This is a genomic window from Streptomyces sp. NPDC007157 (assembly GCF_040634235.1).
Taxonomy (GTDB): domain Bacteria; phylum Actinomycetota; class Actinomycetes; order Streptomycetales; family Streptomycetaceae; genus Streptomyces.
Map to the genome: position 1 here is coordinate 171,061 of NZ_JBEYFE010000015.1, position 16,767 is coordinate 187,827.

At 72.5% G+C, this 16,767-nt stretch carries 14 protein-coding genes and 1 pseudogene; 5 read left to right on the forward strand and 10 right to left on the reverse strand.

What is annotated here, in order from left to right:
* The first annotated feature begins 9 nt into the window (after positions 1–9).
* Positions 10–1,452: an amino acid permease gene (locus ABZ642_RS26600; protein WP_360488945.1), complete on the forward strand. Its 1,443-nt coding sequence runs from the start codon at positions 10–12 to the stop codon at positions 1,450–1,452.
* Here the strand turns inward: ABZ642_RS26600 and ABZ642_RS26605 are convergent.
* The 3 genes from ABZ642_RS26605 to ABZ642_RS26615 form a co-directional block, all read right to left on the reverse strand.
* Positions 1,412–1,864, reverse strand: a complete 453-nt coding sequence (locus tag ABZ642_RS26605; protein WP_360488946.1) for an ATP-binding protein — start codon at positions 1,862–1,864, stop codon at positions 1,412–1,414. The two genes, ABZ642_RS26600 and ABZ642_RS26605, sit on opposite strands and share 41 nt — an antisense overlap.
* 318 nt (positions 1,865–2,182) lie before the next feature.
* On the reverse strand, positions 2,183–3,007 hold the full coding sequence (locus tag ABZ642_RS26610; RefSeq protein WP_360488947.1) for a PaaX family transcriptional regulator C-terminal domain-containing protein: 825 nt from the start codon (positions 3,005–3,007) through the stop codon (positions 2,183–2,185).
* A 128-nt stretch (positions 3,008–3,135) separates the two neighbouring features.
* Complete coding sequence (locus ABZ642_RS26615) at positions 3,136–3,330, reverse strand: DUF5999 family protein (protein WP_360488948.1); 195 nt, start codon at positions 3,328–3,330, stop codon at positions 3,136–3,138.
* Between the two features lie 310 nt (positions 3,331–3,640).
* On the opposite strand from ABZ642_RS26615, the gene ABZ642_RS26620 reads away from it, so the two are divergent.
* Positions 3,641–4,066, forward strand: coding sequence for a DUF6299 family protein (locus tag ABZ642_RS26620; RefSeq protein ID WP_360488949.1), 426 nt, complete (start codon positions 3,641–3,643; stop codon positions 4,064–4,066).
* Positions 4,067–4,123: 57 nt separating this feature from the next.
* On the opposite strand, the pseudogene ABZ642_RS26625 reads toward ABZ642_RS26620, so the two are convergent.
* A pseudogene (locus ABZ642_RS26625) lies at positions 4,124–4,375 on the reverse strand (alpha/beta hydrolase); the annotation flags it as partial.
* On the opposite strand from ABZ642_RS26625, the gene ABZ642_RS26630 reads away from it, so the two are divergent.
* Positions 4,337–5,071 carry a regulator gene (locus tag ABZ642_RS26630; protein ID WP_360488950.1) on the forward strand — a complete coding sequence of 245 codons (735 nt, stop codon included), beginning with the start codon at positions 4,337–4,339 and terminating at the stop codon, positions 5,069–5,071. The pseudogene ABZ642_RS26625 and the gene ABZ642_RS26630 overlap by 39 nt on opposite strands.
* 19 nt (positions 5,072–5,090) lie before the next feature.
* Here ABZ642_RS26630 and ABZ642_RS26635 read toward each other — a convergent pair whose 3' ends face one another.
* From ABZ642_RS26635 to ABZ642_RS26655, 5 genes are all read right to left on the reverse strand, one after another.
* The gene (locus tag ABZ642_RS26635; protein WP_360488951.1) at positions 5,091–6,347 is read right to left on the reverse strand and encodes an extracellular solute-binding protein; all 1,257 of its coding nucleotides are present in this window, start codon (positions 6,345–6,347) and stop codon (positions 5,091–5,093) included.
* Positions 6,344–7,372 carry a hypothetical protein gene (locus ABZ642_RS26640; RefSeq protein WP_360488952.1) on the reverse strand — a complete coding sequence of 343 codons (1,029 nt, stop codon included), beginning with the start codon at positions 7,370–7,372 and terminating at the stop codon, positions 6,344–6,346. The genes ABZ642_RS26635 and ABZ642_RS26640 overlap by 4 nt, the downstream gene beginning before the upstream one ends.
* Entirely contained in the window at positions 7,369–8,757 is a 1,389-nt protein-coding gene (locus tag ABZ642_RS26645) for a VWA domain-containing protein (protein ID WP_360488953.1), read from the reverse strand. Before ABZ642_RS26645 ends, ABZ642_RS26640 begins: the two co-directional genes overlap by 4 nt.
* 196 nt (positions 8,758–8,953) lie before the next feature.
* Positions 8,954–11,284 carry a tetratricopeptide repeat protein gene (locus ABZ642_RS26650; RefSeq protein WP_360488954.1) on the reverse strand — a complete coding sequence of 777 codons (2,331 nt, stop codon included), beginning with the start codon at positions 11,282–11,284 and terminating at the stop codon, positions 8,954–8,956.
* A gap of 47 nt (positions 11,285–11,331) precedes the next feature.
* The gene (locus ABZ642_RS26655; protein ID WP_360488955.1) at positions 11,332–12,651 is read right to left on the reverse strand and encodes a serine protease; all 1,320 of its coding nucleotides are present in this window, start codon (positions 12,649–12,651) and stop codon (positions 11,332–11,334) included.
* 91 nt (positions 12,652–12,742) lie between these two features.
* On the opposite strand from ABZ642_RS26655, the gene ABZ642_RS26660 reads away from it, so the two are divergent.
* Together ABZ642_RS26660 and ABZ642_RS26665 are read left to right on the forward strand one after the other, a co-directional pair.
* A complete protein-coding gene (locus ABZ642_RS26660; protein ID WP_360488956.1) occupies positions 12,743–13,063 on the forward strand; it encodes a trypco2 family protein in 321 nt (106 codons plus the stop codon).
* A 379-nt stretch (positions 13,064–13,442) separates the two neighbouring features.
* Positions 13,443–14,675 (forward strand): cytochrome P450, encoded by a 1,233-nt coding sequence (locus ABZ642_RS26665; RefSeq protein ID WP_360488957.1) that lies wholly within the window; start codon positions 13,443–13,445, stop codon positions 14,673–14,675.
* A 58-nt stretch (positions 14,676–14,733) separates the two neighbouring features.
* On the opposite strand, the gene ABZ642_RS26670 is transcribed toward ABZ642_RS26665, so the two are convergent.
* Positions 14,734–16,263 carry a UDP-N-acetylglucosamine 1-carboxyvinyltransferase gene (locus ABZ642_RS26670; RefSeq protein ID WP_360488958.1) on the reverse strand — a complete coding sequence of 510 codons (1,530 nt, stop codon included), beginning with the start codon at positions 16,261–16,263 and terminating at the stop codon, positions 14,734–14,736.
* Positions 16,264–16,767 lie beyond the last annotated feature (504 nt).

The following is a 16,767-nucleotide window of genomic DNA, read 5'->3' on the forward strand; positions in this document are numbered from 1 at the left end:
ACCACCCGCATGCCCCGCATCAAGTCCCCCCACCTGCTCGTCGCCGAATCCGGCGCCGACCGCGCGGGCCACGGCCTCCGCCGCACCATGGGTCTCTTCCAGCTGATCTGCTTCGGCATCGGCGCGATCGTCGGCACCGGCATCTTCGTCGGGCTCTCCGACTCGGTCGCCCAGGCCGGTCCTGCCGTCGTGATCTCGTTCGTCCTCGCCGCGATCACCTGCGTCTTCACCGCCCTCTCCTTCGCCGAGCTGGGCGGCGCGATCCCGGTCTCCGGATCGTCGTACTCCTTCGCCTACGCCGGGCTCGGCGAGTCCACGGCCTTCCTGGTCGGCTGGTGCCTGCTGCTGGAGTACGGCGTCTCGATCTCGGCCGTCGCGGTCGGCTGGAGCCAGTACGTCAACGAACTGCTGCACAGCATCACCGGCCTCCAGCTCCCGCACGCCCTGTCCGCGGGCCCCGGCGACGGCGGGATCGTGAACCTCCCCGCCGTGATCGTCATCGCGATGGCCGCCGTGCTGCTGGTGCGCGGGGTCCGGGAGAGCGCCCGGGCGACCGCCGCGATGGCGGCCGTGAAGCTCGTCATCCTGATCGCCTTCTGCGTGATCGGCTTCAGCGCCTTCAAGGACGGCAATCTCGTGCCGTTCTCCCCGGCCGGGCTCGGCGGCATCGGCGCGGGGACCACCGCCGCGTTCTTCTCCTACATCGGCTTCGACGCGATCACCACGGCCGGCGAGGAGGCGAAGAACCCGCGCCGGGACATCCCGGTCGCGATCCTCGTCTGCATGGGCGTGGTCACGCTGCTCTACTGCGCGGTCGCGCTGGCGGCGACCGGCGCCATCGGCGGCGACCAGGTGGCAGGGCGTCCCGCGGCCCTCTCCTACGTCGTCAACCAGGTCACCGGGTCCACGATCGGCGGCGGTGTGATCGCCTTCGGCGCGGTCGTCGCCATCGCCTCCGTCGTGCTCGCGGTGATGTACGGCCAGACCCGCATCCTCATGTCCATGTCCCGGGACGGGCTGATCCCGCGCGTCTTCGAGAAGGTCTCCCCGAAGACCGCCACCCCGGTCGCCGGGACCCTGATCGTCGCGGGCGTCTTCGCGCTGCCGGCGGCCTTCGCCTCGCTGGACGCGGTGATGAACCTGTGCACCATCGGCACCCTGGCGATCATGGCGGTGGTGAACATCGCGGTGATCGCCCTGCGCCGCCGCGAACCGTCCCTCGCCCGCACCTTCCGGGTGCCGCTCTACCCGGTCGTACCGCTGCTGGGCGTCGGTTTCTGCCTGTACCTGATGTACGAGACCGGGTGGGCGACCTGGATCCAGTTCGCCGTCTTCCTGGCCGTGGGCCTGCTGGTCTACGTCGGCTACGGACGCCGGAGGTCCACGCTGGCTGTTTCGACCAGCGGCGTGGTCACGCCGGACGCCACTGACGCGGTACTACAGGAAGCCTGAACCACACCGCCTTGCCGGACTCGGTGGGGCGGTGCCCGCAGGACGCGCTGAGGGCGCGGATCAGCAGCAGACCGCGCCCGCCCTCGTCCATGGGGTCGGGCTCCTCGATCACCGGACGGGTCAGGTGGCCCGGCGGCGCCGGGTCCGGGTCGTGGACCTCGACCTTGCAGCCGCCCGGCATCAGCTCGACGACCAGCTCTATCGGCCCCTTGCCGGCGGTGTGCTCGACGGCGTTGGCGACCAGTTCCGCGGTGAGCAGCTCGGCGGTGTCGGGGTCCGCCGGGTGGTCGGCCTCCTCCATCGCCGAACGCACCAGGGCACGGGCGACCGGCACGGCCGCGACGGTGTGCGGCAGCGCGATGCGCCAGGAGGCGGCGGCGGAAGGTGGTTCGTACACGGCGATTCCGTTCATGGCGCAGGCGATCACTGCTTGTCCTGCTTTCAACTGTAGGAATGGTACGGGTCCCGTCCCAGAGCCTGTCGGCGGGCCCCGGGCGCGTCCTTCGGCCCGACAACGGACTGCTTACCCCGGCCGATGGGCCGTCCTGCACGCCCGCCCGCTCTGTTACCGCCTTATTGACGCACCGTGACCTTGTGACCGTCCCGAACGCGTGGAGCCCCCGGCGGTGCCGGGGGCTCCACGACCGGAGAGGGGATCAGACGGACTCGACCGTCCCCGCGGTCGAGGTCGCGCCGTCCGCCGGATCGATGTGTACCGCCGGTGACCGGCTCACCGGTCCGTCCACAGGCCGACGAAGGCACCGCCCGGTTCCCGCAGCCGCTGGTGCAACGCCCGGAAGACGGCGGCCGAACGGGTGCCCGGCCAGTCGGCGGGCAGCAGGCTCGTCGGCAGTCCGGGGTCGGTGTACGGCAGATGGCGCCAGGAGTCCAGGGCGAGCAGATAGTCGTGGTAGGCGTCCTCGGGCGGGGTGTCCGTCCGGTGCTCCCAGCCGCGCAGCACCGGCTCGTGGTCGTCGAGGAACTGCTCGTGTGCCTTGGCGATCGCTGTCAGGTCCCACCAACGGGCGACCGCCTCGGTGGTGGGCGCGAACCCGAGATGGTCGCCGCGGAAGAAGTCCACGTACGGGTCGAGGCCGAGCCGGCGCAGGGTGTGCCGGGTCTCCTCGAACAACCGGGCCGGGGCGATCCACACGCCGGGGGCGGCCGTGCCGAAGCCGAGCCCGGCGAGCCGGGAGCGCAGCACGTGCCGCTTCTGCCGTTCCGACTCGGGTACCGAGAACACCGCGAGCACCCAGCCGGCGTCCTCGGGCGGCGCCGCCGCGTACACCCGGCGGTCGCCGTCCTCCAGCAACTGGCGGGCCTCGGCGGAGAGTTCGTAGCCGGCGGCGCCCTGTGCGGTACGGGCCGGCGCCAGCAGGCCGCGCCGTTTCAGCCGGGACACCGACGACCGTACGGAAGGGGCGTCCACGCCGACGGCGGCCAGCAGCCGGATCAGCTCGGCGACGGGCACCGGGCCGGGCAGGAAGCGGCCGTACGCGCCGTAGAGCGTGACGATGAGGGACCTCGGGGCGTGTTGCTCGGACACGTTGATCATTTTAGGTCCCCGGCATCGCTGCTGGTCACCTCAGGTACGCGCCTGAACATGAGTCAGGATTTCGGGGAGGGGACCGACGGGGTGTCCGCGGAGCCGCCGGAGTTCTCCTCGCGCCTCCCCGCGGCGGGTCAGGCGGCGACGGCGAGCCGGCCGGCCGGGCCGCGGTGCGGCTCGGTCACGCTGCCGTCGGGGCGCAGCTCGCCGGTGTCGTCGAAGACGATCGCCCCGTCGCACAGCAGGGTCCAGCCCTGCTCGGGGTGGGTGGCGACGACGTGCGGGAGGCCGCGGTCGGCCGTCGCGCTCGGGAACTGATGGGAACACATGGCGCACCTCCACGGGTCTGCCTCCGGCACGGTCGCCGACCGGCATGACCAGACCATGCTCCCGCCGTGAACGCCACGGAACCACCTGCCGCGACCTGTGACAACACACGGACAACTCCCGGACGTTCCCACGACGGTCGACGCGCGTCCGGGACGGCGAACGGTGGAGCCGCGCCCGTGCGGTGCGGTGCGGCCCGGTTCGTGGCCTCCGTGTGGTGGGACGCGCCACCGAAGGGGTGATGGTCACGCTTCGCGGGCCGGGCGCCCGGTATCCAGGGCATGCCCCACACCATGACCTGGGAAGGATGCCATGCCCCTACGCCCCGTCCTCGCCGCGGCCCTCGGTTCCGCCGCCCTGCTCTGCGCCGCCGTCGCCCCCGCGACCGCCGCCCCCTCCGAGTCCGTCACCGTCGACCCCACCGGCCGTCTCGCCGACGACGGCACGGTCACCCTCTCCGGCACCTACACCTGCACCGATGCGACGGGGCCGGTCTTCGTCAGTTCGTCGGTCAGCCAGGAGTCGCCGAACTACCGCCACGGCGTCGGCGGCACCCGGGCCGTGTGCGACGGCGCCGAGCACCACTGGAAGAACACCGGCAAGGTGACCTCGGAGAAGCTGAAACCCGGTGCGGTCCATGTGGAGGCCACGATCATGGAACTGCGCTCCCAGGGCGGCCTGCCGTTGCCCTTCTTCCACGCCGTCCAGCAGCAGGACGTGACCCTCGACAAGGGCTGAGGCGCGGCCCCGGGCGGCCCGGCACCCCGGCGGTGCCGGGCCGGATCACCACACGGATCACCGGGTCAGCAGCTTCCGCAGCGCGGACGTGACCTCGTCCGGTGCCTCCTCCGCCATGAAGTGCCCGCAGTCCACCGTGTGGTGGTCCAGGTCCGGTGCCCAGGCACGCCACAGCGCGGCCGCGTCGTAGCCGAGAGCGGCGCCCCAGTCCTGCTGGAGCACGGTCACCGGCATGCCCAGCACGGTCCCGGCGGTCCGGTCGGCCCGGTCGTGCTCGGTGTCGACGCCGGCCGAGGCCCGGTAGTCGGCCTCGCCCCGCGCCGCGACGCCCTCGGTATCGAACTGATCGCCCTGGCCGCCCGGCACGGCCTCGTCACCTACGAGGTGCTCGGCCATCTGATCCGGGTGCAGGCCCGCGCGGGTCTCGCCGACCTCACCACCGCCGACGCACACGCCGAGGCGGCCGACCGGCTGGCCGACCGCCATGAACTGCCGCTGGTCCGGGTGTTCACGGACGGGTACCGGGCGCTGCGGCTGGCCGCGACCGGGCACCCGGAGCGCGCCGAGGCCGCCTACCGCGAGGTCGACCGGCTGCTGGACGGGCCGGGCATGCCCGGAGTGCGCGCCGGGCTGCTTCCGCTCGCGCTGCTCTGCCTGCGCCTGGCCGGGCGGCCGTACGGCATTCGCGCGGCCCTCGACCCGGACGCCGACTGGGGGCCGTATCTCCCCTGGATCCGGCCCGGGCTCGCTCTTGTCGCCGACGGCGAGGAGGCGGCCCGCGAAGCGCTGCACGGGCTGCCCGAGCCTCCTGCCGACCTCGTGCAGGAGGCGCTGTGGTGTGTCGTGGCGGCCGTCGCGCTGGCGGTCGGCGACCGCCGGGCCCTGCGCCGCTGCCAGGACGGGCTGCGTCCGGCCGCCGGCCAACTCGCCGGTGGAGGCAGCGGGTTGGTGACGGCCGGACCGGTCGACGGCTGGCTGGCGGCGATCGAAAAAGCTCTGCCCTAGGCGGCCGGCCACGGACCGCTCACCGGGAACTGCACACGGTTCGCGGCGCCGCTCTGCCGGGGGTGCCCTGGGCGTCCTGCACCCGCTGAAGGTCCCGCAGCAGGCCCGCGGTGCCCGGGTCCTGGCCGGCGGCGACCCGGGCGATGGTCTGCAGGACGGCCTCGTAGAAGGCGTCCCGTACGGCGGGCGCCATGACGTCCGAGGCGTCCAGGCAGCGCGGTCCCGCCCGGAGCCGCTCGGCGATCTCGCGTTCCACCGGGTGGTTGTGCGGGTTCACCTGCCGGTTCGCCGAGAAGAAGTCCGCCGAGTCGGCCCACTCCTGCTGGCCCTCCTTGGAAGCCAGCCGCCGGACCAGCTCCCGGGCCTCGGAACGGTCGCTGAACAGTGCCGCGAAGTCCCCGGTGACCTCGTGGGCCCGGACCCGGCCGCCGCCGGGCAGCAGCGCGGCGGAGTCCGTCAGGTCCGCGTGCGGCGCCTCGGTCTTGTAGAAGGAACTCGCGAACGACCCCTGGTGCTCCAGACCGCATCCGCCCCAGCCGTCGAACAGCAGCCCGTCGCTGTCCGGGGCGCCGCGGTGGTCGGTGAGCAGGGCGTGCCGGGCCCTGGTCCGGTCCTGCCCGAGCAGACCGGCCCAGGCCTGCCAGGCGGAGCGCACCGCGGCGCTCCGCCACCACTGCGTGTCACCGGAGCCGAGCGCCCACTTCTCGTACACGGCCGGCCCCGCCCGTTGCAGCACGAGGTCCTCGATCCAGTCGGTGCCGGGCCAGCCGGAGGCACCGTCGTCCCCCATGCCGATGCACCAACTCCGCAGCGGCGCGGGCGAGTCGGCGGGCCTCTCGCCCCGCCGGTACCAGACGATGCTCTTCAGGTCCGCCTTGACCGGGACCCAGTACACGGACGCGGAGGCCGTGCCGGTCGCGTTCCAGGGGGCGCCGTACTGCTGCGGGTCGTAGAGCCCGTTCAGTGGCTTGAGACGGTTCTGGTCGGCGTACTCGGCGAGTTCACCGATGCCCGGCATGATCACGATGTCCGGGGGCTCTCCCGACTGCACCTTGGAGAGCAGCACCTCGCGCTGGGCGGCGGTGCCCTGGTAGCGGAAGGGGATGCCGAAGTCCCGGAGCACGGCCTCGAACTGCTCCGCCTGCTCCCCGGTCCAGGTCCCCAGGATGGTCACCGGCTCCCGGTCGTCGTGCCGCGCCCAGGCCACCACCAGCCCGCCGGCCGCGATCAGCAGCATGACCACGAGCACGACCAGCACCTTGAACCGCCGGGTCACCGCCGCCTCCAGTAGTCGCTGTCCAGCCGGAGCCCCAGGCCCAGCGCGGGCAGGACGACGACCAGCAGGCCGCCGACGACCGTGCCCCGGTACATCCGGTCGGTCCAGCCGCCGTCGGTGAGTTCCTGCCGGACCTCCTCCGACTTCTGCGCGACGCTCTGCTGCGCCCCGGCCAGCCCCGGGCCGGTGTGCCGGGACCGGGACACCTCGGTGATCCGACCGAGGTCGCCGAGCGCCCTGTCCAGACGGTGCTCGGTGGCCGACGTCGTCAGCAGCGGGAACACCGCGAGCAGCACGGTGAGGACGAAGGCCGCGAGGAGATACGGGTTCCAGTCGCGGCCGCACCGGTCACGCAGCACGAACAGCGCCGAGAGCATCGTCAACGCCAGCGCGGCCAGTGCGAGTTCGGCTAGCCACCAGCCGGCCCGCTGCCACCGCCCCATGGTGGCCGTGGCCTCGGCGTGCCGCAGCTGGACCCGCTGCAGTGCGTCGAGACGGGGCGCGAGCCCGACCGTGCTGCGGGTGAGCAGCGAGTGCGCCTCGTCGAGTTTCTGCTCCCGCATCAGCGGCTGGTCGCGGTACATGGACGTACCCAGGTTGAGCGAGTTGCCGTAGGTGGCGAGCAGACCGTTGACCGTGCCGAGGTCCTGGTCCGTGCGGTCGGCGATCCGGGACAGGCCCTGGTCGGCGGCGGACAGCTGGGACCGGTAGGTCTCGCCCGAGCCCGCCACGTCGACGAGGTGCGTCGTCACCAGGGCATGGGCCTCCTGGTCGGCCCGCAGCGCGGCCAGCCGGGTGGCGGCGAGCCCCTGCACGGCCGGCGCCTCACGGGCCGCGAGGGCCGCGGCGCCGCGCTGGGTCTGCCGGTAGGAGAAGAACAGTGAGGTCGAGGCCACGGCGGCACACAGGAACAGCACCAGCAGATGCGTCTCCAGCAGCCGGCGGGTCCGCCAGTGGCTCAGTCGCCCGCGCCAGAACGCGGCGGGGGAGTACCGGCGTGAGAGGGTCGTCCGTACGGTCGTCACAGCAGCTTCTCCCCGCAGACGATGCAGTAACGGGCCTCGCCACCGGCCCGGCTCCGGCAGGTGCCGCAGCGCGGGCCGGGCGGTGCGTCGACGAGGTCGGCCATGGGTCCGCCCGGACGGGAGCCGGCCCGCAGGATCATCGGGCCGAGGGCACCCGCGTCCACGGCGCGCAGCCGGATCCGCCCCGCGGCCGCGTCCTCGATGTCGGCGACCGTACGGATCTCGTCCAGCACCCAGTCCGTGCCGAACCGCGCCGCCAGCTGGGCCGCCTGCGCCAGGCACTCCTGGGCGGTGTCGGGCCGGTGTCCCTGGAGCGCGGTGAGCCCCTCGCGCAGCGCGCCGCGCATCCGGGCGGTGGCGTTGAGGCTGCGCACACTGCCGCCGCCCGCCGGGCCGGGCGGCGCGGACTGCCGGGGCAGGTGCCAGCGGGCGACGACCGGCACGTGGACGTCGGCGACGGAGACCATGGCGAACTGCAGCTCGGTCTCCAGCGGGTCGTCGTCGGCGTTGGCGACCAGGGTGAGCAGGTAGTCGCGGCTGCCCTGCTCCCACTGGTGGGTGGAGAAGCTCCAGCCGCGCGGCCGGCCGGACCGGGGCAGCCCGACGAGGCGGTGCGGCCGGGGCGCCTTCTCGCTGAGCGAGACCTGGCGCACCGAGGGGCACACGGTCACCTCGATCGCCAGCTGGGACGTGCCCGCCCGGCGCAGCCGCGCGATGGCATCGGTGACCGCCCGGCCGAGACCCTCGTCCACGAACTGGGCGGTTCCGTGCAGCCGTTCGGCGATGGCCAGCAGTGGATCAGGGGTCCAGTCGGCGCCCACCGCGAACACGTCGCAGGTGAACTTCCCGGCGCAGGCGTCCAGTTCCTCTTCGAGACGGGTCTCGCCCGCGGCGCTGCTGCCGTCGGTGATCAGCACCAGATGCGGTACGGACAGCGGGCGGTCGGCGAGCAGGGCCCGCGCCTCGGCCGCCCAGGGGGCGTACCCGGCGGGACGCGGACCGTCCCGGTGCAGCGGCAGCGAGCCCACGGCGAACGCGGCCCGGCGCCGCTGGTTCTGGTCGGCGACGGCCCACGTGTCGTCGCCCCGCGGATAGCACCGGACCGGCTCGGGGCCGCTGCCGAGCACGGCGAAGGAGATCCGGTCGGGCAGGGCGCGCAGCGCGGCCGGCAGGGCCTGGCGTACGGCCGCCCGGTTGGACTCGGCGACGTCCACGGCGATGATCACGGCGAGTTCGACCGCGGGCAGGTCGGTGGGGGCGCTGTCGGCGGCCACGTCGACCCGCAGATGGGCCTCGATCTTCGCGCTGCGGTGCGGGCGCAGGTCACCGTCGAGGTCGACGTGGAGTCGGATGCCCGGCCGCGACGGCCGGGTGTGGCTGCTCATGTCTTCCGTCACCGCTCCTTCCTTTCGCCACCGAGGACACCGCGTCCGCGGCGCCGCGCGGCAGCGTCCGGCCGCCCGGCTCGGTCGTGCCTGCGTCTCGGTCGTGCCTGTGTCTCCGTCGTGCGGTGCTCGCATGCTGCCGTGCGTCTGCGTCTGCGTCCGCGTCCGCGTCGTTCGGTTCGGTCGTGCCGGCCGGTCAGAATCGGGTCTGTGGTCGTACCGCGTGCAGGAGGTCCACGAGGTGTTCGTGGGTGGCGGCCGACTCCCGGTGCCGGGCGGCCAGTTGCCGGTAGAGCGACTCCAACCGCCTGCGCTGCTCGCGCTCCGGCGGAGTCAGGCGTCTGAGCCGGCGGGCGTCGAGCCGGCCGGCGCCCGCGCCCGGAGCGCCGGTCCGGTCGCTCTGGTGGTGCAGCGCGTCCAGTTTCCACTCGTGCAGCTCGGTCCTCAGCCGTAGCGCCTCCTCCTCGGACAGGCTCGGCTCTCCCGCGCCCGGCCCGCGGCCCACCAGGCCGGGCAGTTCGGCCAGCGCCGCGTCGACCTCGGCGGGCGCGGGCAGCGGAGCGAAGTTCTTCGACGGCGGACCGACGTCCCCGGGCAGCCGGGCCGCGCGGATCCGCAGGGACGCGATCCGGGCCACGGTGTGGTCCAGGGTGCCGGGCCCCACCCGGCCGAGCACGTCGAGGGCCGCCCGCCGGTCGCCCGCGCGCAGCGCCAGCCTGGCCAGCCCCAGCGCGGCGCCGCCGTGCGCGGGGTTGCGGGCGAACACCGCCTCGTACAGCTCCCTGGCGGTGGGTCCGTTGCCGTGGTCGCCGAGCCGCTCCCCGCAGTAGGCGAGGGCCAGCTTGGGGGCGTACTCGCCGGGCAGTTCGAGGTGGACCCGCAGGAAGTGGCCCTGGGCGTCGGCGACTTGCTGTGGGGTGTCGTGGAGACCTGCGTGTCGCAGCGCGAGCAGCGCCCGATGCCATTCCAGACGCCATCGGCGCACCGCGGACGGCCCGGGGATGGAGTCGGCGGTGTCGAGTTCCGCCTGGGCCAGCTCCAGGTCGCGCCGGGTGTTCCGGCCCAGCAGGACACGCACGTTGTGCAGGCAGATCTCCACCGAGGCCGGTTTCTCGTCCTCCTGGTCGAGGAGCAGTCCGGGGTCGTAACCGCTGCTCACCTCGAACCGCGCGGTCTGCGGGTCGCCCGGATAGCGACGCGGCACCGGCAGACAGCCGGCGATCTCGGTGGGCGTGGGGGCGCCGAGATCGAGGGCGGGCGCCACCGGCGGCGCGTACCGGTCGCGGCGGGGGCGCTCCAGCCAGTGCTCGATGCCCGGCACCGTGCCCAGCCGGGCGCCGAGCAGCTGCGGGGACGGACGGAAGTAGTCGGAGGGCTCGGGCGGGTCGCTCTTGCCGCGCAGGGCCCGGATCTCCCGTAGCGCGCCCCGCAGTTGGCCGGACATCTCGCGGGCGTCGGCGAAGCGCCGGCCGGGGTCGGTCCGCACGGCGCGTTCGACGACCTGCCAGAAGGAGCCGGTGCCGAGGCCGGGCACCTCGTCGACGGCCCAGTGGGCGAGTTCCCGCAGGGTGACGCCGACGGTGTGCAGGTCGTGGGCGACGGTGGGCAGGCCGGAGAACGCGGTCTCCGGCGCCATGTAGTCGTTGGTGACATGGGCGGGCGGCCTGCTCTGGCCCTCCTCGCGCATGCCGCCGAGGTCGATGACCTTGACGCCGTCCCCGTGGTGCACGACGTTCGAGGGCTTCATGTCCCCGTAGACGAAGACCCGTTCACCGCCGGCGTGCAGATGCACCAGGGCTTCCAGGATCTGGCAGCCGTACGCCGCCACGTGCTCGATGTCGAGCACCGCCTCGCCCCGCCGGGTCTCCTCGACGACCTTCTCCAGGGTGCCGTCGCCGACGTCGTCCATGACGATGTAGCCGCCGGTGATCTCCCCGGTGCCGTCGCCGCGGGCGACGAAGTCGCGGATCTGGACGATCCGGGGGTGGCGCATGGCGACCAGGTTGCGGCGCTCGACGTCGGCGAGCCGGGCGCCGTCGTGCTCGTACCGGTTGAGCAGCCCCTTGACGGCGACGACGTCCCCGAGATGGGTGTCCTCGGCGAGGTAGACCCAGCCCTGGCCGCCGTGTGCGATGGGCCCCATGATCCGGTACTGGTCGCGCAGCAACTCGCCCTCGGTGAGCTCGGGTTCGTACGAGTACCGTTCGCCGCACGCCGGGCAGTACCCCGTGATGGGCACCGGGCCCTCGGTGTAGGGCGGGGCGAAGGTGATCCCGCAGTCGGCGGCCGAGCAGCCCATCCGGATACGCAGCGGTGTCTCCGTACCGACGAGGCGCGCCTCGGCGGGGCGCGGTGCGCGGTCGGGGAGCGCGAGGAGGTCGCGGGGGCCGAGGTCCCGTGGGTCCTCGGGCAGGGCGGGCAGTGCGGGGCCCCGTTCCGCGCGGCCGCACCGGTCGCACCAGCCGGTGGGCAGTACGGAGCCCTGGCAGCGGGAGCCGTCGAAGTTCCGGTGCGGGCAGCCGGTCATTCTCTCCTCGTCCTGCCTCCCGGCCCGGTCCGGGCGGTGCCCCCGCATCACCGGCCTCCCTGGCGGTCAAGGTCGGCTCGCAGGGTTCTGAGCAGCGTGCGCAGTCGGGGCAGTTGCTGCTGCGGGTCCGGTAACGCGCCGATCCGGCGGAGTTCGGCCCGGCGCAGGTCGGCCGTCTCGGTGACGGAGTCGAGGGAGGCGCTGTCGACGACGTCGCGGCGGACGGCGTTGCCGAACTCGGCGAGTCGCAGCCGGTCGAGCAGGGTGTCCGCGTGGCCCAGGAGCGCGGGCCGCAGCAGGTCGTCGCGGGCCGTGTTCCAGCCGGTGCCGCCCTCGTGGCGGAAGACGAGCAGCAGCCGGAATCCCAACACACGTAACCGCGCGAGGAGTTCGAGCAGCGGGCCGGGCCGGGGATCCTCGTCGAGGCCGTCGACGACGACCGTCGGGAGCCGGGCGGGGGCGGGGGCCGCGCCCGTCGGGTGACGCGCGGTGCCGAGCAGCCAGTCCCAGTACGCGAGGTACTCGCCGACCGGGAAGGAGATCCGGCCGAGGGCGTGGTCGGCGAGGTGAGGTCTGCTGTCGCCGCCGTGATGGACGATGTCGGCACGGTGCAGCAGATGGCGCAGCGAGCGGTCCTTGCCGCTGCCCGGGGGTACCACGGTGATCTTCACCGGGTCCTCGTCCGGATCGTCGTACCACCGGTTCAGGCGGTCCTCGAAGGCGTGGTCCCACGCGTCCGGGCTGCTCAACTCCTTCACGAAGGGTGAGAGTTCGGCGATGCGGTCGACCGGCACCAGATACGAGAAGGCGAGCCGGCTGTCCTCGGGCAGCGGCCTGCCCAGGTCCCCGCGCCAGCTGACCACGAGGCCGACCACCCGGGCCGGACGACCCTCCCGGGGCCGCGTGCACACGGCGGCGCCGCTGAACCCGGGGCGCACCACCTCCGCCTTGGTGACGGCGTCGAGCTGTACCCATTCGCCGCTGGCCCCGCCGATCCGGCCCCACAGGCTCATACCGTCGTCGAAGCCCTCCGCGTACCCGGTCGCGTACACCTCCGTACCGACACTGAGCGCGGTCTCCAGCCGAGCGGGGCGCGCCTGCGGGCGCGGACTGTCGAGCCGTAACACGGCGACGTCCTCGCCGTGTCCGCCCTCCCGGAGCCAGCCGCCCGCCATCACCCGGGCGGCCACCGGTTCCAGCGCGCTGTTCTCGGCGAACTCCAGCCACATCACGGCATCCGGGTGGCGCACCACATGTGCGCAGGTCAGTGCCGTGTGCTGGTCGACGAGTACACCGGCCCCGCAGACGGGGCCGTGCGCGTCCTCGCGTCGCAGCCTGAGTCTCCAGTCCGCACGCAGTTCCCCCATGCTGTCTCACACTACGCGCGGGGCATTGCCCGTCCCTAGACTTGTGACCAGGTTGGATCGGTCAATCAGCGGAAGGTGGCGGTGTGTTGCCATGGGGGATCCGGAACCGATCGGTCTCGCGGAGGCCATCGGCACGGTACGCGCGGAACTGGCCCGGGCCCAGGCCGAGGGCGCCGAGAGCGACTGGCGGTTCAGTGTGGAGCAGGTCAGCCTGGAGTTCTCGGTGCAGTTCCACCGGGCCGGCGAGGGCGGTGCGGGGCTGCGCCTGGGTGTGGTCGAGGCCCGGCTGGGCGGCTCGGTGAGCCATGACTCCACGCACCGCATCCAGGTCGACCTCAAGCCGCTGCCCCGCCCCGACGGCCGCCACCACGAGGTGAGCCGCGAGGAGGACGGCCCCCTCTCACGGGGGTAGAGATCTCAAGGGGTCACAGATCTCAGGGGGTCACAGATCTCACGGGGTCGGAATGAGCCACGATTTCCCTGAGTGCCCGTCAGGGTCGCCCGTTCGGGGACGTCGCTGCCGGCCGGACGCGGTGCGCACAATGACTCGCGCCCGCCGGTGAGTCCGACGAATCAACCACGATTCGGTACCCCGGAGCCGACGGGCGCCGCGCGCTGGGGCCCGCCGTCCGGAGTACAGGGACCGATCGAGGTCCCGGTCCGGCTGAACCGCCGCTCGGGGCCGGGCCGTTGAACCGTGGGGCGCCGTCGCTCGCGCACCACGCCCGACAGGGCGCCCGTGGCACCCGTTGTGATCACGCGACACCGCCGACCGGAGTTGGAGTGCGACGATGACCGACAGCTCACCCGCCACCGTCCCGATCGAGGACCCGGGGTTCTACGTCGACGATCCCTGGCCGGTCTTCGCCCGGATGCAGGAGGACGCGCCCTTCTACCACTACGCACCTCTCGACACCTTCGTGGTGACCCGGCACGCCGACATCCGGGCCATCGCCGGCCTGCCGGAGACCTTCGTCAGCTCCCGGGGCCTGTTCCTCAACGACGTCAAGTACCAGGCGCGGGCCGGGGACGAGCTGATCACCGACAGCTTCTTCCCCAAGGGCGGCGAGCAGGTCGGTACGACGGATCCGCCGCGCCACGCGGAGTTGCGCCGGGTGATGGCCCCGGCCTTCTCGGCGGAGGCGATCCGGCGGCTGCGGGAAGCGCTGACGCCGGACGTCCGTGAACTCGTGGCCGGGATCGCCCCGGACACCGTGGTCGACTGGGTGTCCTACGCCAACCTGGTGCCGATCAACGCCGCGATCCGGATGATCGGGCTGCCCCACACGGAGTTCGAACGCGTCCGGTTCTGGAGTGACGAACTGGAGAAACTCGCCGGCGACGTGACGTTCGAGGAACTGCGGGCCGCGGCCGCCGAGTTCCAGAGCCTCCAGCGGTTCATCGTGGAGAGCCTGGAGGCCAGGCGCCGGGACCCCGGCGACGGCGACCTCCTCACCGTCCTGCTGACCGCGGAGCTCGACAGGACGAACGTGTCCGAGGCCAACGTCGTCATGTTCGCCATGACCATGCTCGCCGCCGGCAACGACACGACCCGGTCCCTGCTCGCCGGCCTGGTCCATCAGCTGGCCCGGCACCCCGACCAGTGGGAGCTGCTCCGCCGGGACCGTTCGCTGATCCCGTCGGCGGTCGAGGAGACCCTGCGCTACGTCACACCGGCCCGTGCGATGCTGCGGACCGCGACGCGGGACGTCGAGATCGACGGCCACCGGGTCCGTGCCGGACAGCATGTGTACCTGATGTACATGGCCGCCAACCGGGACGAGTCGGTGTTCCCCGACGCCCACCGGTACGACGTCACCCGCGCCGAGAGCGTCAGGCACCTGGCGTTCGGCGCCGGCATCCACCACTGCATGGGAGCCCGTCTCGTCCGTGCCCAGGCACCGATCGTCCTCGACGCACTCCTGGACCGCTTCTCGGGAGTGACACCCGCCGCCGACCCCACACCGGTCCTGAACCACATCCGCAACGGCTGGACCAGCATGCCGGTGGTCTTCAGCACCTGAAACCGGAGCAGGACGCCGCCGCGCCCCTCCCTGGAAGGGGCGCGGCGGCAGCTCCACCTCAGATGTCGCGGAAGATCTCGATCTGCGCCCCGATCGTGTTGAGGCGCTCCGCGAGGTCCTCGTAACCGCGGTTGATGACGTACACGTTGCGCAGCACGGACGTGCCCTCGGCCGCCATCATGGCCAGCAGGACGACCACGGCGGGGCGCAGCGCCGGCGGGCACATCATCTCGGCGGCGCGCCAGCGGGTCGGGCCCTCCACCAGCACCCGGTGCGGGTCCAGCAGCTGGAGCCGGCCGCCGAGGCGGTTCAGGTCGGTGAGGTAGATCGCACGGTTGTCGTAGACCCAGTCGTGGATGAGGGTCTTGCCCTGTGCGACCGCCGCGATGGCCGCGAAGAAGGGGACGTTGTCGATGTTCAGGCCCGGGAACGGCATCGGGTGGATCTTGTCGATCGGCGCCTCCAGCTTGGAGGGCCGGACGGTGAGGTCGACCAGGCGGGTCCGGCCGTTGTCGGCGAAGTACTCGGCCGTGCGGTCGTGGTCGAGGCCCATCTCCTCCAGGACGGCGAGTTCGATCTCCAGGAACTCGATCGGCACCCGGCGCACGGTCAGCTCGGACTCCGTCACCACGGCCGCGGCCAGCAGGCTCATCGCCTCTACCGGGTCCTCGGAGGGGGAGTAGTCCACGTCCACGTCGATGTTCGGGACGCCGTGCACGGTCAGCGTGGTGGTGCCGATGCCCTCGACCCTGACGCCGAGCGCCTCCAGGAAGAAGCAGAGGTCCTGGACCATGTAGTTGGAGGAGGCGTTGCGGATGACGGTGACGCCGTCGTGCCGGGCGGCGGCCAGCAGCGCGTTCTCGGTGACCGTGTCCCCGCGTTCGGTCAGCACGATCGGGCGGTCCGGGCGGATCGAGCGGTCGACCTGCGCGTGGTACTGCCCCTCGGTCGCCGCGATGTCCAGCCCGAACCGGCGCAGCGCGATCATGTGCGGCTCGATGGTCCGGGTGCCGAGGTCGCAGCCGCCGGCGTACGGCAGCTTGAAGTGGTCCATGCGGTGCAGGAGCGGCCCGAAGAACATGATGATCGAGCGGGTGCGCACGGCGGCCTCGGCGTCGATCGCCGCCATGTCGAGGTCGGCCGGCGGTACCAGCTCCAGGTCGACGCCCTCGTTGATCCAGCGGGTGCGCACGCCGATGGAGTTGAGCACCTCCAGGAGGCGGTACACCTCCTCGATCCGGGCCACCCGGCGCAGTACCGTGCGCCCCTTGTTCAGCAGGGAGGCGCACAGCAGGGCCACGCACGCGTTCTTGCTGGTCTTCACGTCGATCGCGCCGGACAGCCGGCGGCCGCCCACCACCCGCAGATGCATCGGGCCCGCGTAGCCCAGTGAGACGATCTCGCTGTCCAGGGCTTCACCGATGCGGGCGATCATCTCAAGGCTGATGTTCTGGTTGCCGCGCTCGATGCGGTTGACAGCGCTCTGACTGGTGCCGAGCGCCTCCGCGAGCTGTGCCTGTGTCCAGCCGCGGTGTTGCCGGGCGTCACGGATGAGCTTGCCGATGCGTACGAGGTAGTCGTCTGCCATGAGGTTGAGGCTATCTCAGATATGAGATGGTGCCCGTTGGGGGGCCCGTTCGGGTGATGCCTTGTCAGCGAGGGTGGCCGTTCGGCCCGTCGACCGTCGTTCCGGTGCGCACAAGGGTGGGGTGAGAGAGATCGAGGCGGCTCCCGGCGTCCGGTCGTGAATTCCGTCCGACGTTCTCCGGAGGCATTTCCTCTACTCACCGGTGTGGTGCCCGGTGCACATCGCCGGCATGTCATCAGGCTCAAGTCGGCGGTACGGGAAATATGCCAGGCGGCCATCGACCTCGCGATCATCCACAACGGAATCCGATGCACGGTGCGTTGCGCCACGCGCCGCCGCAGGTGTCCTTCTCGGACATACGCCGACGGCCGCCCCGGAAATTCCGGCACTCTCGCCGCACACAAGGGGATCGCGCATGTCTCGAAGAATTCGGGTGGCGGAAGGCGCGGGGGCGACGGTGACATGTCCCGCCGCGCCCTGAGGGCGCCGGACGGGGAACCGGAG

Coding starts and splice junctions, on each gene's coding strand:
- ABZ642_RS26600 (WP_360488945.1), top strand. CDS start 10: ATGCCCCGCATCAAGTCCCCCCACCTGCTCGTCGCCGAATCCGGCGCC.
- ABZ642_RS26605 (WP_360488946.1), bottom strand. CDS start 1,864: ATGAACGGAATCGCCGTGTACGAACCACCTTCCGCCGCCGCCTCCTGG.
- ABZ642_RS26610 (WP_360488947.1), bottom strand. CDS start 3,007: ATGATCAACGTGTCCGAGCAACACGCCCCGAGGTCCCTCATCGTCACG.
- ABZ642_RS26615 (WP_360488948.1), bottom strand. CDS start 3,330: ATGTGTTCCCATCAGTTCCCGAGCGCGACGGCCGACCGCGGCCTCCCG.
- ABZ642_RS26620 (WP_360488949.1), top strand. CDS start 3,641: ATGCCCCTACGCCCCGTCCTCGCCGCGGCCCTCGGTTCCGCCGCCCTG.
- ABZ642_RS26645 (WP_360488953.1), bottom strand. CDS start 8,757: ATGAGCAGCCACACCCGGCCGTCGCGGCCGGGCATCCGACTCCACGTC.
- ABZ642_RS26650 (WP_360488954.1), bottom strand. CDS start 11,284: ATGACCGGCTGCCCGCACCGGAACTTCGACGGCTCCCGCTGCCAGGGC.
- ABZ642_RS26655 (WP_360488955.1), bottom strand. CDS start 12,651: ATGGGGGAACTGCGTGCGGACTGGAGACTCAGGCTGCGACGCGAGGAC.
- ABZ642_RS26660 (WP_360488956.1), top strand. CDS start 12,743: ATGGGGGATCCGGAACCGATCGGTCTCGCGGAGGCCATCGGCACGGTA.
- ABZ642_RS26665 (WP_360488957.1), top strand. CDS start 13,443: ATGACCGACAGCTCACCCGCCACCGTCCCGATCGAGGACCCGGGGTTC.
- ABZ642_RS26670 (WP_360488958.1), bottom strand. CDS start 16,263: ATGGCAGACGACTACCTCGTACGCATCGGCAAGCTCATCCGTGACGCC.